This is a genomic window from Streptomyces sp. NPDC088706 (genome assembly GCF_044752765.1).
Taxonomy (GTDB): domain Bacteria; phylum Actinomycetota; class Actinomycetes; order Streptomycetales; family Streptomycetaceae; genus Streptomyces.
The window spans coordinates 1-14,496 of sequence record NZ_JBIVLW010000005.1 but is presented as its reverse complement, the minus strand read 5'-3'; the positions used below and the strand labels follow the sequence as shown (position 1 = coordinate 14,496).

General features: G+C 71.6%; 16 protein-coding genes. 15 read left to right on the top strand and 1 reads right to left on the bottom strand.

Annotated features, from left to right (window positions below):
• The first annotated feature begins 4 nt into the window (after nt 1-4).
• The 10 genes from ruvX (at nt 5) to nusB (ending at nt 9,836) form a co-directional block, all read left to right on the top strand.
• Nucleotides 5-478 carry a Holliday junction resolvase RuvX gene (gene ruvX / locus ACIQAK_RS15160; protein ID WP_366389873.1) on the top strand — a complete coding sequence of 158 codons (474 nt, stop codon included), beginning with the start codon at nt 5-7 and terminating at the stop codon, nt 476-478.
• Nucleotides 479-579: 101 nt separating this feature from the next.
• Complete coding sequence (gene mltG, locus ACIQAK_RS15155; protein ID WP_366389874.1) at nt 580-2,328, top strand: endolytic transglycosylase MltG; 1,749 nt, start codon at nt 580-582, stop codon at nt 2,326-2,328.
• On the top strand, nt 2,325-3,152 hold the full coding sequence (locus tag ACIQAK_RS15150; RefSeq protein WP_366389875.1) for a shikimate dehydrogenase: 828 nt from the start codon (nt 2,325-2,327) through the stop codon (nt 3,150-3,152). The genes mltG and ACIQAK_RS15150 overlap by 4 nt, the downstream gene beginning before the upstream one ends.
• Nucleotides 3,153-3,298: 146 nt before the next feature.
• The gene (gene aroC / locus ACIQAK_RS15145) at nt 3,299-4,483 is read left to right on the top strand and encodes a chorismate synthase (RefSeq protein WP_366389876.1); all 1,185 of its coding nucleotides are present in this window, start codon (nt 3,299-3,301) and stop codon (nt 4,481-4,483) included.
• On the top strand, nt 4,480-6,117 hold the full coding sequence (gene aroB, locus ACIQAK_RS15140) for a 3-dehydroquinate synthase (RefSeq protein ID WP_366389877.1): 1,638 nt from the start codon (nt 4,480-4,482) through the stop codon (nt 6,115-6,117). The genes aroC and aroB overlap by 4 nt, the downstream gene beginning before the upstream one ends.
• Complete coding sequence (gene aroQ / locus ACIQAK_RS15135; protein ID WP_366389878.1) at nt 6,114-6,554, top strand: type II 3-dehydroquinate dehydratase; 441 nt, start codon at nt 6,114-6,116, stop codon at nt 6,552-6,554. Before aroB ends, aroQ begins: the two co-directional genes overlap by 4 nt.
• A 130-nt stretch (nt 6,555-6,684) precedes the next feature.
• On the top strand, nt 6,685-7,548 hold the full coding sequence (locus tag ACIQAK_RS15130) for a Pro-rich N-terminal domain-containing protein (protein WP_366389879.1): 864 nt from the start codon (nt 6,685-6,687) through the stop codon (nt 7,546-7,548).
• A gap of 130 nt (nt 7,549-7,678) precedes the next feature.
• Entirely contained in the window at nt 7,679-8,785 is a 1,107-nt protein-coding gene (locus ACIQAK_RS15125) for a M24 family metallopeptidase (protein WP_366389880.1), read from the top strand.
• A 50-nt stretch (nt 8,786-8,835) separates the two neighbouring features.
• Nucleotides 8,836-9,402: an elongation factor P gene (gene efp, locus ACIQAK_RS15120; protein WP_366389881.1), complete on the top strand. Its 567-nt coding sequence runs from the start codon at nt 8,836-8,838 to the stop codon at nt 9,400-9,402.
• Nucleotides 9,403-9,404: 2 nt separating this feature from the next.
• Nucleotides 9,405-9,836, top strand: coding sequence for a transcription antitermination factor NusB (gene nusB / locus ACIQAK_RS15115; protein WP_366389882.1), 432 nt, complete (start codon nt 9,405-9,407; stop codon nt 9,834-9,836).
• Nucleotides 9,837-10,035: 199 nt separating this feature from the next.
• Here the strand turns inward: nusB and bldD are convergent, their stop codons facing one another.
• Nucleotides 10,036-10,536: a transcriptional regulator BldD gene (gene bldD / locus ACIQAK_RS15110; RefSeq protein WP_006123181.1), complete on the bottom strand. Its 501-nt coding sequence runs from the start codon at nt 10,534-10,536 to the stop codon at nt 10,036-10,038.
• Between the two features lie 221 nt (nt 10,537-10,757).
• Between bldD and pyrR the strand changes: the two genes are divergently transcribed.
• The 5 genes from pyrR to ACIQAK_RS15085 all read left to right on the top strand — a co-directional run.
• Nucleotides 10,758-11,342 carry a bifunctional pyr operon transcriptional regulator/uracil phosphoribosyltransferase PyrR gene (gene pyrR / locus ACIQAK_RS15105; protein WP_018515203.1) on the top strand — a complete coding sequence of 195 codons (585 nt, stop codon included), beginning with the start codon at nt 10,758-10,760 and terminating at the stop codon, nt 11,340-11,342.
• Between the two features lie 98 nt (nt 11,343-11,440).
• Nucleotides 11,441-12,460 (top strand): aspartate carbamoyltransferase catalytic subunit, encoded by a 1,020-nt coding sequence (locus ACIQAK_RS15100; protein ID WP_366389883.1) that lies wholly within the window; start codon nt 11,441-11,443, stop codon nt 12,458-12,460.
• A gap of 2 nt (nt 12,461-12,462) precedes the next feature.
• Nucleotides 12,463-13,749, top strand: coding sequence for a dihydroorotase (locus ACIQAK_RS15095; RefSeq protein ID WP_366389884.1), 1,287 nt, complete (start codon nt 12,463-12,465; stop codon nt 13,747-13,749).
• Nucleotides 13,746-14,324, top strand: a complete 579-nt coding sequence (locus tag ACIQAK_RS15090) for a hypothetical protein (RefSeq protein ID WP_366389885.1) — start codon at nt 13,746-13,748, stop codon at nt 14,322-14,324. Before ACIQAK_RS15095 ends, ACIQAK_RS15090 begins: the two co-directional genes overlap by 4 nt.
• Nucleotides 14,321-14,496, top strand: a 176-nt coding sequence (locus tag ACIQAK_RS15085) for a carbamoyl-phosphate synthase domain-containing protein (protein WP_401848211.1), incomplete at its 3' end; no start/stop codon positions are given. The genes ACIQAK_RS15090 and ACIQAK_RS15085, both read left to right, overlap by 4 nt.

The window sequence follows — 14,496 nt, the reverse complement described above, 5'->3', positions numbered from 1 at the left end:
CGGGATGACACAGATGCGCCGCGGACGACGGCTCGCCGTCGACGTCGGGGACGCCCGGATCGGGGTCGCCTCGTGCGACCCCGACGGGATCCTGGCCACGCCGGTGGAGACCGTGCCGGGACGCGATGTCCCGGCCGCCCACCGGCGGCTGCGCCTGCTGGTCGAGGAGTACGAGCCGATCGAGGTCATCCTCGGCCTGCCGCGCTCCCTCGGCGGCGGTGAGGGCCCGGCGGCAGCCAAGGTCCGTGACTTCGCCCGGGCGTTCGCCCGTTCGATCGCACCCGTTCCGGTGCGTCTGGTGGACGAGAGGATGACCACAGTGACGGCCGCTCAGGGCATGCGCGCCTCGGGTGTGAAGTCCAAGAAGGGCCGGTCTGTCATCGACCAGGCTGCCGCTGTGGTGATCCTTCAGAACGCTCTGGAGTCCGAACGGGCGTCAGGTCGTCCCCCTGGCGAGGGCGTCGAAGTGGTTGTCTGATCGCGATACGGTAACGTTCCGCGCGATGCGGCGGTAGTTCGAACAAACACCGCACAGCGAAGCGAAGAGGCGGAACGTCGTCTCGCGGCTCTAGGGGATCGATGACTGAGTATGGCCGGAGCCCCGGCTCCGAACCGTGGCATCCCGAGGATCCCTTGTACGGGGACCAGGGATGGGGAGGCCGGCAGGCTGCCCACGGCCAGAGCCAGTACGGCGACCAGCAGCAGTCCTATCCGCAGGACCCGTACGCCCAGCAGCACCAGCATCAGCAGTACCAGCAGCAGGCGTACGACCAGAACCCCCAGCAGCACCAGCAGCACCCGCAGCACCAGAACCAGCAGTACGAGCAGCAGCAGTACGCCGCGCAGCAGCAGGACCCGTACGGTCAGCAGCCCCCCGCCCAGCCGCGGTACGACGGCGGCTGGGACTCCGGTCAGCACGCCGCCGTGCCGTACGGGGCCGAGCCCCAGGACCCGTACGCCCAGCAGCCGGCCGGTTACGGCGAATCGCACGACTACTACGGCACGCCCGAGGCCTACCCCCCGCCGCGGCCTCCGGGCCGCCGGGACGCGCCCGAGCAGCAGAGCACGTCGGCGGAGTGGGATCCGGACGAGCCGCGGGAAGAGACGCATCCCTTCTTCACCGGCGCCGACGAACCCGCCGGCCGCGAGCCCCGCGACAACGACGACGACCCGGACGACGACACCTCGCGCTCCACGCGCCGGGACCGCGGCGGCAACGACCGCCGGGGTGGCAAGGGCAAGAAGAAGAGCCGCAACGGCGTCGCCTGTCTGGTCGTCTCCGTCGTCCTGGTCGGCGGCCTCGGAGGAGTGACGTACGTCGGCTACACCTTCTGGAAGAAGCAGTTCGGCGCCCCCGCCGACTACGCGGGGGCGGGCACCAGCGAGCAGGTCGAGGTCGAGATCCCCGAGGGTTCGCTCGGCTACGACATCGCCAACATCCTGCGCAAGAAGGGCGTCATCAAGTCCTCCGACGCCTTCGTCGCGGCGCAGAACGGCAACCCCAAGGGCAAGTCGCTCCAGGCGGGCGTCTACCTCCTGAACAAGGAGATGTCGGCGGCCAGCGCGATCGAGCTGATGCTCGACCCGAAGAGCCAGAACGCGCTGGTGATCCCTGAGGGCACCCGTAACGTCACGGTCTACGCGAAGATCGACGAGCGGCTCGGGCTGGCGAAGGGCACCACGGCGAAGGTCGCCAAGACCAAGGCGGAGTCGCTGGGCCTGCCCGACTGGGCCGAGGACGATCCGGATGTGAAGGACCCGCTGGAGGGCTTCCTGTATCCGGCGGCCTACCCGGTCGCCAAGGGTTCGAAGCCGGAGGCCGCGCTGAAGCGGATGGTCACGCGGGCCAACAAGGAGTACGGCGAGCTCGACCTGGAGGCCGGTGCGGCGAAACTCGGGTTGAAGAATCCCTGGGAGCTCATCACCGTCGCCAGCCTCGTGCAGGTCGAGGGCAAGTACAAGCATGACTTCGACAAGGTCGCTCGGGTCGTCTACAACCGGCTCAAACCGGGCAACATGGAGACGGTCGGCCGGCTGGAGTTCGACTCCACGGTCAACTACATCAAGGGCCAGAGCACGCTGGACATCGGCGCCGTCGACGAGGTCCGGAAGATCGACGACCCGTACAACACGTACAAGATCATCGGCCTGCCCTCCGGTCCGATCAGCAATCCGGGTGCGGAAGCCCTCCACTCGGCCATGAACCCCACGCCCGGCCCCTGGTACTACTTCGTCTCGATCAACGAGGACAAGACGGTCTTCGCGGAGACCAACGAGGAGCACGAGAGGAACCGGCAGGAGTACGAGGAGGGGAAGACCGGCCAGTGAGCACGCCCACCCGCGCCGCCGTCCTCGGCTCGCCCATCGCCCACTCGCTCTCCCCGGTGCTGCACCGCGCCGCCTACGCCGAACTCGGCCTCGACGACTGGTCCTACGACCGGTTCGAGGTCGACGAGGCGGCGCTGCCCGGCTTCGTCGAAGGGCTGGACGCCTCCTGGGCGGGCCTGTCGCTGACCATGCCGCTGAAGCGGGCGATCATCCCGCTCCTCGACGAGATCAGCCCGACCGCCGCCTCGGTGGAGGCCGTCAACACGGTCGTCTTCACCGAGGACGGCAGACGGGTCGGCGACAACACGGACATCCCCGGCATGATCGCCGCGCTGCGCGAGCGCGGGACCGAGAAGGTCGAGTCCGCCGCCGTCCTCGGCGCCGGCGCCACCGCCTCCTCCGCCCTCGCCGCGCTCGCGGTGATCTGCGCCGGACCGGTCACCGCCTACGTCCGCAGCCGGGAGCGCGGCGACGAGATGCGGGGCTGGGGACAGCGCCTCGGCGTGGACGTCCGGGTCGCGGACTGGGCGGAGGGCGCGCGCGCACTGGAGGCGCCGCTCGTCATCGCCACCACCCCGGCGGGCACGACCGACGCGGTCGCCGCCGACGTACCGCCCCACCCGGGTCTCCTCTTCGACGTGCTGTACGAGCCCTGGCCGACCCCGCTCGCCGCGGCCTGGTCGGCGCGCGGCGGCGCCGTCGTCGGGGGGCTCGACCTCCTCGTGCACCAGGCGCTCCTCCAGGTCGAGCAGATGACCGGACGGCGCCCCGCCCCGCTGGCGGCCATGCGGCGGGCCGGGGAAGCCGCGCTCGCGGCCCGCTGACACGTTCGACCTGATGAAGAGCCGTCCGGTTGCTGGACCGGCGGCCGGACACCGCGCACAGTCGTGGGAGGATCAAAGGCGGCGGGCCGGGGCCGCGCACCCGGTCGCGCCGTCGGATTTTCAGGCGCGAGCATGAGGGAGCACCTTTGAGCAGGTTGCGTTGGCTGACCGCGGGGGAGTCGCACGGCCCCGCACTGGTGGCGACGCTGGAGGGACTTCCCGCCGGTGTCCCGGTCACGACGGGGATGGTGGCGGAGGCGCTCGCCCGGCGGCGGCTCGGTTACGGCCGCGGTGCGCGGATGAAGTTCGAGCAGGACGAGGTCACCTTCCTCGGCGGGGTACGGCACGGCCTCACCATGGGCTCCCCGGTCGCCGTCATGGTCGGCAACACCGAGTGGCCCAAGTGGGAGCAGGTCATGTCGGCCGACCCGGTCGACCCCGCCGTGCTGGCCGCGTCGGCCCGTAACGCCCCGCTGACCCGGCCCCGCCCCGGCCATGCCGACCTGGCGGGGATGCAGAAGTACGGCTTCGACGAGGCCCGGCCGGTCCTGGAGCGTGCCAGTGCGCGGGAGACCGCCGCACGCGTCGCCCTCGGGGCCGTCGCCCGCTCCTACCTCAAGGAGACCGCGGGCATCGAGATCGTCAGCCATGTCGTCGAGCTGGCCGCCGCGAAGGCGCCGTACGGCGTCTACCCGGTCCCCGCCGACGTGGAGAAGCTGGACGCCGACCCGGTCCGCTGCCTGGACGCCGACGCCTCCAAGGCGATGGTGGCCGAGATCGACCAGGCCCACAAGGACGGCGACACCCTCGGCGGGGTGGTCGAGGTGCTGGCGTACGGCGTGCCCGTCGGGCTCGGCTCGCACGTCCACTGGGACCGCCGCCTGGACGCCCGGCTCGCCGCCGCGCTCATGGGCATCCAGGCCATCAAGGGCGTCGAGGTCGGCGACGGCTTCGACCTCGCCCGGGTCCCCGGCTCGAAGGCGCACGACGAGATCGTCGCCACCGACGACGGCATCAGGCGCACCTCCGGCCGCTCCGGCGGCACCGAGGGCGGGCTGACCACCGGCGAGCTGCTGCGGGTCCGCGCCGCGATGAAGCCCATCGCGACCGTGCCGCGCGCCCTGGCTACCGTGGACGTCGTCACCGGCGAGGCCGCCAAGGCCCACCACCAGCGCTCCGACGTCTGCGCCGTCCCGGCGGCGGGCATCGTCGCGGAGGCGATGGTCGCCCTGGTCCTGGCCGACGCGGTCGCGGAGAAGTTCGGCGGCGACAGCGTGGCCGAGACCTCCCGCAACGTCCGGTCGTACCTCGACCACCTCCAGATCCGATGAGCGGCCCCCTGGTCGTCCTGGTCGGCCCGATGGGCGTCGGCAAGTCCACCGTCGGCGAGCTGCTCGCCGCCCGGCTCGGCACCACCTACCGGGACACCGACGCGGATGTCGTCACCGAGGCGGGCAAGCCGATCGCGGAGATCTTCTACGACGAGGGCGAGGAGCACTTCCGCGCCCTGGAGCGCCGGGCCGTGGCCGAGGCCGTCGCCGGACACACGGGCGTCCTCTCCCTCGGCGGCGGCGCCGTCCTGGACGGGGCGACCAGGGAGCTGCTGGCGGACGGCCCGGTCGTCTACCTCTCCATGGACGTGGACGAGGCCGTCCGCCGCGTCGGGCTCAACACCGCCCGCCCGTTGCTCGCGGTCAACCCGCGCCGGCAGTGGCGCGAGCTGATGGACGCCCGCCGCCACCTCTACGAAGAGGTGGCCCGTACGGTCGTCGCCACCGACGAACGCACCCCCGAAGAGGTCGCTCAGGCGATCATCGACGCACTGGAACTGCCGGAGGGCGCAGCCGCCCCCGGCGTGGAGAACACCGGCATGACGCAGCAGGGCCCCACCCGCATCCAGGTCGCAGGCTCCGCGGGCTCCGACCCGTACGAGGTCCTCGTCGGCCACCAGCTCCTCGGCGAGCTGCCCCAGCTCATCGGCGACCGGGCCCGGCGGGTCGCCGTCCTGCACCCCGAGGCGCTCGCCGAGACCGGTGAGGCGGTCCGCCAGGATCTCGCCGACCAGGGGTACGAGGCCATCGCGATCCAGCTGCCGAACGCGGAGGAGGCCAAGACCGTCGAGGTCGCCGCCTACTGCTGGAAGGCGCTCGGCCAGACCGGCTTCACCCGCACCGACGTCATCGTCGGCATCGGCGGCGGCGCCACCACGGACGTCGCCGGCTTCGTCGCGGCCAGCTGGCTGCGCGGCGTGCGCTGGATCGCCGTCCCCACCACCGTGCTCGGTATGGTCGACGCGGCCGTCGGCGGCAAGACCGGCATCAACACCGCCGAGGGCAAGAACCTCGTCGGCGCCTTCCACCCGCCCGCCGGGGTCCTCTGCGACCTCGCCGCGCTCGATTCGCTGCCGGTCAACGACTACGTCTCCGGCATGGCCGAGATCATCAAGGCCGGCTTCATCGCCGACCCGGCCATCCTCGGTCTGGTCGAGGCCGACCCCGCGGGCGCCCGCACCCCGGCCGGACCGCACACCGCCGAGCTGATCGAGCGGTCCATCCGGGTCAAGGCCGAGGTCGTCTCCAGCGACCTCAAGGAGTCCGGACTCCGCGAGATCCTCAACTACGGCCACACCCTGGGCCATGCCATCGAGAAGAACGAGCGCTACAAGTGGCGCCACGGCGCCGCCGTCTCCATCGGCATGGTCTTCGCCGCCGAGCTGGGCCGGCTCGCCGGACGTCTCGACGACGCCACCGCCGACCGGCACCGGAGCATCCTGGAGTCGGTCGGCCTGCCCCTCACCTACCGCGGTGACCAGTGGCCCAAGCTGCTGGAGAACATGAAGGTCGACAAGAAGTCCCGCGGCGACCTGCTGCGCTTCATCGTGCTGGACGCCCTCGGCAAGCCCACGGTCCTGGAGGGCCCCGACCCGGCCGTGCTGCTGGCCGCCTACGGGGAGGTCTCCGCGTGACCCGCAGGGTCTTCGTGCTGAATGGCCCCAACCTCGGTCGGCTCGGCTCCCGCGAGCCCGACGTCTACGGGGCCACCTCCTACGCCGGACTCGTCGAGACCTGCACCGCGCTCGGCAAGGAGCTCGGCTTCGACGTCGACGTCCGTGAGACCAACGACGAGGGCGAACTGATCCGCTGGCTCCACGAGGCGGCGGACGGTTCGATCCCGGTCGTCCTCAACCCGGGTGCTTTCACGCACTACTCGTACGGGATGCGGGACGCGGCGGCGCAGCGCACCGCCCCGCTGATCGAGGTGCACATCTCCAACCCGTACGCCCGCGAGGAGTTCCGGCACACCTCCGTGGTCGCCCCGGTGGCCACCGGTACCGTCGCCGGATTCGGCATCGGCTCCTACCGGCTGGCCCTGCGCGCCCTGGCCGACGAACTGACGGACTGACACCCCTACCGGCCCACGTGGCCGCCGGGCACTCCCTGCCCTCCCGGGCCGTTCACCCTGAGACGGCCCGGGAAGGTACGGTGGCCGTCCCATCAGCGTCAGTTGCGGTTACGAGACGGAGTGGCACCGGATGCAGCACGCAGTGGGGGCCCCGCTGCCGCCGCCCCAGGGACCCGGCAACGGGCCTGTCGGCTGGTCGCACCAGGCCCAGCACCCCGGTCACCCCGGACCGCCGGGCCCGCCCCCGATACCCCCGCCGCCCCCAGCCCCGGGTCAGGCCCCACAGCCTCCGGCCCCGGGTCAGGCTCCGCCGTACGGCTGGGGCGGCACCGGACCCACGCCGCCCCCCGCCGGCGGCCAGGCCACCGGGCACATGCAGCTGCCCCCCGGCGGCCCCGTGCCGCTACCCGCGCCCCCCGCCGAGCCCGGCACCGGCGGCGCCACGCTCGCCGTGCTGCTGATCGGCCCGGCCGGCGCCGGCAAGACCACCGTGGCCCGGCTCTGGGCGGCCCGCCGCCGGGTGCCGACCGCCCACGTCTCCCTGGACGACGTCCGCGAATGGGTCTGCTCCGGCTTCGCCGACCCGCAGGCCGGCTGGAACGACCACTCCGAGGCCCAGTACCGCCTGGCCCGCCGCACCTGCGGCTTCGCCGCCCGTAACTTCCTCGCCAACGGCATCTCCTGCATCCTCGACGACGCCGTCTTCCCCGACCGCCCGGTCGTCGGCCTCGGCGGCTGGAAGCGCCACGTGGGCCCCGGCCTGCTGCCCGTCGTGCTGCTGCCCGGCCTGGAGATCGTCCTGGAGCGCAACGCGGCCCGCAGCGGCAACCGCAGGCTCTCCGACGAGGAGGTCGCCCGCATCCACGGCCGGATGGCCGGCTGGTACGGCTCCGGGCTGCCGATCATCGACAACTCGGCCTACGACGTGGAGACCACCGCCCGGGTCCTGGACGACGTGCTGGCCCGCTCCATCGCGTCCCCGCCCGCCTGGTAGCCAAGGCCCTCTCCGGGGGAGACGACCGCCTGTAGGGTGCCGCGGCCGCATAGAGGGGCGCCGCGGTGCCCGCCCCCCGGTCGGCTGCGCTGGCCGGGCGGGCGACCGCCCCCGCTCGTACGCTCGGAGCATGTCTGAGGTGCACGCCGTCCGACGCGGGCTGCTCCGCGACCGGTGCGCCGCCGCGGGGTCCGCGGCCGCCCTGGTCTCCCGCCCCGCCAACGTCCGCTATCTGGCGGGCGGAGCGCCGCCCGGCGCCGTGCTGCTGATCGGCCCCGGCGAGGACGTTCTGCTCTGCCCCCGCGCCCCGGCCGGCGAACCCGGCCACGGGCGGCCCGACGAGGCGCTCCGGATCGACCTGCTGTCCGTACCGGACGGGGATCCGGTGGTGGAGGCCGCCGGTCTCGCCGCCGCGTCGGGCGCGGACTCGCTCGCCGTGGAGGAGCACGACCTGACCGTGGCCCGGCACCGGGCCATGGGCAAGGCGGCCCCGCGCCTGCGCCTGGCCGATCTGGGCTTCACCGTGGAACAGCAGCGGATCGTCAAGGACGAGGAGGAGATCGGCTGCCTGCGGATCGCCGCCGAGATCACCGACCAGGCCCTCGGCGAGCTCCTCGAATCGATCCTGGTGGGCCGCACCGAGCGCCATCTCGCGCTGGAGCTGGAACGCCGCCTGGTCGACCACGGGGCGGACGGCCCCGCCTTCGCCACCTCCGTGGCCACCGGCCCCAGCTCCGGCCAGGGCGGCCACCGGCCCTGCGACCGCAGGGTGGAGGAGGGGGATTTCCTCTCCGTCCGCCTGGGCGCGAGCTACCACGGCTACCGCTGCGAGATCGGCCGGACCTTCGTCATCGGCACCGCTCCCGCCGCGTGGCAGATCGAGCTGTACGACCTCGTTTTCGCCGCTCAGCGGGGAGGCCGGGAGGCGCTGGCGCCGGGCGCCGCCTACCGGGACGTGGACCGTGCGGCCCGCCACCTGCTGGAGTCCGCGGGGCACGGAGAGGGTCTCCAGCCGAGCACCGGGCACGGTGTGGGGCTCGAAATCGAGGAGGACCCGCAATTGGCACCGACAGCCATGGGTAAACTGGACGCTTGTGTGCCGGTCACCGTCGGACCGGGGGTCCACCTCCCGGGCCGGGGCGGTGTCCGGATCGATGACACGCTCGTCGTGCGCCCCGAGGCGGACGGCGGACCCGAGCTACTCACCATGACGACCAAGGAGCTGCTCGCGCTCTAGCGCGCGTTCCCGGTCGTTCCACCAGCTTCAGTCCAGGAGATTCCGCAACCGTGGCTTCCACGAACGACCTCAAGAACGGCCTGGTGCTCAAGCTCGACGGAGGCCAGCTCTGGTCCGTCGTCGAGTTCCAGCACGTCAAGCCCGGCAAGGGCCCCGCCTTCGTGCGCACCAAGCTCAAGAACGTGCTCTCCGGCAAGGTCGTCGACAAGACGTTCAACGCCGGTGTGAAGGTCGATACGGCCACCATTGACCGCCGCGACATGCAGTTCTCGTACATGGACGGCGAGTACTTCGTGTTCATGGACATGGACACGTACGACCAGCTCATGGTCGACCGCAAGGCCGTCGGCAACGCCGCCAACTTCCTGATCGAGGGCTTCACCGCCTCCGTCGCCCAGCACGAGGGCGCGGTGCTCTACGTCGAGCTGCCCGCCGCGGTCGAGCTGACCATCCAGCACACGGACCCGGGCGTCCAGGGCGACCGCTCCACCGGCGGCACCAAGCCCGCCACCCTGGAGACCGGTTACGAGATCGGCGTGCCGCTCTTCATCACCACCGGCGAGAAGATCAAGGTCGACACCCGCACGGGCGACTACCTCGGCCGGGTGAACAGCTAACCGTGGCTGCCCGGAACAAGGCCCGCAAGCGCGCCTTCCAGATCCTCTTCGAGGCCGACCAGCGCGGTGAGTCCGTGCAGAGCGTTCTCGCGGACTGGGTCCGGCACGCGCGGACCGACGACCGTCAGCCGCCGGTGGGCGAATTCACGATGGAGCTCGTCGAGGGGTACGCGCAGTACGCGGACCGGATCGACGACCTCATCGTCACCTACGCCGTGGACTGGGAGATCGACCGCATGCCGGTCGTCGACCGCAGCATCATCCGGCTCGGCGCGTACGAGCTGATCTGGATGGACGAGACCCCGGACGCCGTGGTGATCGACGAGGCGGTCCAGCTCGCCAAGGAGTTCTCCACCGATGACTCCCCGTCGTTCGTGAACGGCATGCTGGCCCGGTTCAAGGATCTCAAGCCGAACCTCCGCCGGGAGCAGTAGCCCCCGTGCGGGCCGGTTTCGCCCCGCACGCCACGAAGGGCCCACGGTCAGCTGACCGTGGGCCCTTCGGCGTACGTCCTGATGGGGTGCCGGGCGAGGAAGACGCCGGGCCGGCGGGAACCCGAAGGCTCCCGCCGGCCCGGCGGCACGTTTCTGCTGTGGGGTCCGCTGTGGGCGGTCGACCCGGACCCCGTCGGTCTCAGCTCTCGTCGTGGGAGACCGCGCGACGCGCGTCCGCGTCCAGCACGCCCCAGCTGATCAACTGCTCCGTGAGCACGGACGGCGACTGGTCGTAGATCACGGCGAGGGTGCGCAGGTCGTCCTGGCGGATCGAGAGCACCTTGCCGTTGTAGTCACCGCGCTGGCTCTGGATGGTCGCCGCGTAGCGCTGCAGCGGACCGGCCTTCTCCGGCGGGACATGGGCGAGGCGCTCCAGGTCCAGAACGAGCTTCGGCGGCGGTTCGGCGGCCCCGCCCGGAGTGGTACCGGGCAGCAGCTCCTGCACCGGGACCCCGTAGAAATCCGCCAGCTCGGCCAGGCGTTGTACGGTCACGGCGCGGTCGCCGCGCTCGTACGAACCGACCACGACGGCCTTCCAGCGGCCCTGTGACTTCTCCTCCACGCCGTGGAGGGACAGGCCCTGCTGGGTGCGGATGGCACGGAGTTTGGCCCCGAGCTGTTTTGCGTATTCGCTGGACATATGGCTCCCCGGACGCTGGAACAGTGTGCGGCTCCGCCGCGTGGCTGGTAACTCACTGTGAGGTTACGCAGCGTTACTTGGATGCGTCAAGCCGAATGGTCCGGACCGGCACCTCCAGGGGGCGGGGCCAGAGCCTTACGCAAGCCCTGGTAACGTGGATGACGTAATTTCGACGTCCTTTAAGGTCCGTCCCGTGAGGCGGAGAAGGAGGTCCGTTTCTTATGGACGCACAGCACGACGACACCGGCAACGCGGCACGCCCCGTTCTCGAGGCACCCGACATCGCCCGTGTTCTGACCCGAATCGCCCACGAGATCGTCGAACGCGCCAAGGGCGCCGACGACGTGGTGCTGCTCGGCATCCCGACGCGGGGCGTCTTCCTCGCCCGCCGGCTCGCCGACAAACTCGAAGAGATCACCGGCCGGAAGATGCCGGTCGGCTCCCTCGACATCACCATGTACCGCGACGACCTGCGGCTGCGCCCGGCGCGCGCCCTGGCCCGTACCGACATCCCCGGTGAGGGCATCGAGGGAAAGCTGGTCGTCCTGGTCGACGACGTGCTCTTCTCCGGCCGCACGATCCGCGCCGCACTCGACGCGCTCGGCGACATCGGCCGCCCGCGCGCCGTGCAGCTCGCGGTCCTCGTCGACCGCGGTCACCGCGAACTCCCGATCCGCGCCGACTACGTCGGCAAGAACCTCCCCACGTCGCTGCGGGAGACGGTCAAGGTCCAGCTCGCCGAGGAGGACGGCCGCGACGCCGTGCTGCTCGGCGTCCAGCAGGCCGCTCCAGCGGACGCGCAGTAGCCCGAAGCCCTGCCGTACGCCCCTTCGGGGGAGTCGTACGGCCGCTCCCGCGCGCCCGCATGCCTGAAACGCCCCCTCCAGCCACCGGAGAACCCCAGATGAAGCGCCACCTCATCTCGGCCGCCGACCTCACCCGCGACGACGCCGTCCTGATCCTCGACACCGCCGAGGAGATGGCCCGGGTCGCGGACCGGCCGATCAAGAAGCTCCCGACCTTGCGCGGCCGTACCGTCGTCAACCTCTTCTTCGAGGACTCGACCCGGACCCGCATCTCCTTCGAGGCCGCCGCCAAGCGGCTCTCCGCCGACGTCATCAACTTCTCCGCCAAGGGTTCCTCCGTCTCCAAGGGCGAGTCCCTGAAGGACACCGCGCTGACCCTGGAGGCGATGGGCGCCGACGCCGTCGTCATCCGGCACGGCGCCTCCGGCGCCCCCTACCGCCTCGCCACCTCCGGCTGGATCGACGGGGCCGTCGTCAACGCGGGCGACGGCACCCACGAGCACCCCACCCAGGCCCTGCTCGACGCCTTCACCATGCGCCGTCGGCTCGTCGGCGCCGACGCCGGCCTCGGCCGGGACCTGGACGGCCGCCGGATCACGATCGTCGGCGACATCCTGCACAGCCGCGTGGCCCGCTCCAACGTCCACCTGCTCACCACCCTGGGCGCGCACGTCACCCTGGTGGCCCCGCCCACCCTGGTGCCCGTCGGCGTCGAGCAGTGGCCCTGCGACGTCAGCTACAGCCTGGACGACGTGCTGGCGAAGTCCGATGCGGTCATGATGCTGCGTGTGCAGCGTGAACGGATGAACGCCGCCTACTTCCCGACCGAGCGCGAGTACTCCCGCCGCTACGGCCTGGACGGTCAGCGGATGGCGAAGATGCCCGAGCACGCCATCGTCATGCACCCCGGCCCGATGGTCCGGGGCATGGAGATCACCGCCGAGGTCGCCGACTCCGACCGCTGCACGGTCGTCGAGCAGGTCGCCAACGGCGTCTCCATCCGGATGGCCGTCCTCTACCTGCTGCTCGGCGGCTCCGACACCGCCCTGTCGGCCCCTGCCCGTACCGAGAGCCCTGCCCGTACCGAGAGCCCTGCCCGTACCGAGGAGACCAAGTAACCATGAGCAAGATCCTTATCCGCGGTGCGCGGATCCTCGGCGGCGAGCCGCAGGACGTCCTGATCGACGGCGAGACCGTGGCCGAGGTCGGCACCGGCATCGACGCCCCCGGCGCCACGGTCGTCGAGGCGGTCGGCCAGATCCTGCTGCCGGGCCTCGTCGACCTCCACACCCACCTGCGCGAACCCGGCCGCGAGGACTCCGAGACCGTCCTCACCGGCACCCGGGCCGCGGCGGCGGGCGGCTTCACCGCCGTCCACGCCATGGCCAACACCTTCCCCGTCGCCGACACCGCCGGCGTCGTCGAGCAGGTCTGGCGGCTCGGCAAGGAGTCCGGCTACTGCGACGTCCAGCCCGTCGGCGCCGTCACCGTCGGCCTGGAGGGCAAGCAGCTCGCCGAACTCGGCGCGATGCACGACTCGGCCGCCGGAGTGAAGGTCTTCTCCGACGACGGCAAGTGCGTCGACGACGCGGTGATCATGCGCCGCGCCCTGGAGTACGTGAAAGCCTTCGACGGCGTCGTCGCCCAGCACGCCCAGGAGCCCCGCCTCACCGAGGGCGCCCAGATGAACGAGGGCATCGTCTCCGCCGAGCTCGGCCTCGGCGGCTGGCCCGCCGTCGCCGAGGAGTCGATCGTCGCCCGCGATGTCCTCCTCGCCGCCCACGTCGGCTCCCGCGTCCACATCTGCCACCTCTCCACCGCCGGATCCGTGGAGATCGTCCGCTGGGCCAAGTCCAAGGGGTGGAACGTCACCGCCGAGGTCACCCCGCACCACCTTCTCCTCACCGACGAGCTGGTCCGCTCCTACAACCCGGTCTACAAGGTGAACCCGCCGCTGCGCACCGAGGCCGACGTCATGGCCCTGCGCGAGGCGCTCGCCGACGGCACCATCGACTGCGTCGCCACCGACCACGCCCCGCACCCGCACGAGGACAAGGACTGCGAGTGGGCGGCGGCCGCCATGGGCATGGTGGGCCTGGAGACGGCGCTCTCCGTCGTCCAGCAGACGATGGTGGACACCGGCCTGATCGACTGGGCGGGCGTCGCCGACCGCATGTCGTTCCGCCCCGCGGCCATCGGCCGCCTCGAAGGACACGGCCGTCCCGTCTCGGCGGGTGAGCCCGCCAACCTCACCCTGGTCGATCCGGCATACCGTGGAGCAGTGGACCCCGCGGGCTTCGCGTCCCGCAGCCGAAACACCCCCTACGAGGGGCGTGAGCTGCCGGGCCGCGTCACCCATACCTTCCTGCGGGGCCGCGCCACGGTCGTCGACGGGAAGCTCGCGTGACAACACTGACCCCCCTGTACCTCCTGGCCGCCGAGCAGAAGTCGGCGGAAGTGACGGACTGGTCCGCCCGCATCGCCTGGGTGATCGGCCTGCTGGTCTTCGTCGCCCTCGTCTACTGGCTGATGCGCCAGGGCTGGAAATGGCGCGGCAGCCTCCAGTCCGACCTGCCCGAGCTCACAACGACCCCCGACGGCTTCGCCGACGACGAGGTGCTGCTGACGCTCACCGGGCGCTACCACGCCTCCACCACCGCCGGGCAGTGGCTGGACCGGATCGTTGCCCACGGCCTCGGCACCCGCAGCCGCACCGAGCTCACGCTCACCACGCGCGGCCTGGACGTCGTACGCCCCGGCGCGAGCGACTTCTTCATCCCGGCCGACGCCCTGCGCGAGGCCCGTCTCGACAAGGCGCTCGCCGGCAAGGTCCTGCCCGAGGGCGGCCTACTGATCATCACCTGGGCGCACGGCGAGACCCTGATCGACTCCGGCTTCCGCTCCGACCACGCGGCCGAGCACCGGGCCTGGGTCGACGCCGTCACCCATCTCACCAGCACTACGGAAGGCGCCGCACGATGACGATCTCCACCCGGGGAGCCCAGGCTCCCGCCGTACTCGTCCTGGAGGACGGTCGTGTGTTTCGCGGTCGTGCTTACGGGGCTGTGGGGGAGACTTTTGGGGAGGCGGTGTTCTCGACCGGGATGACCGGTTATCAGGAGACCCTCACCGATCCTTCCTACCACCGGCAGGT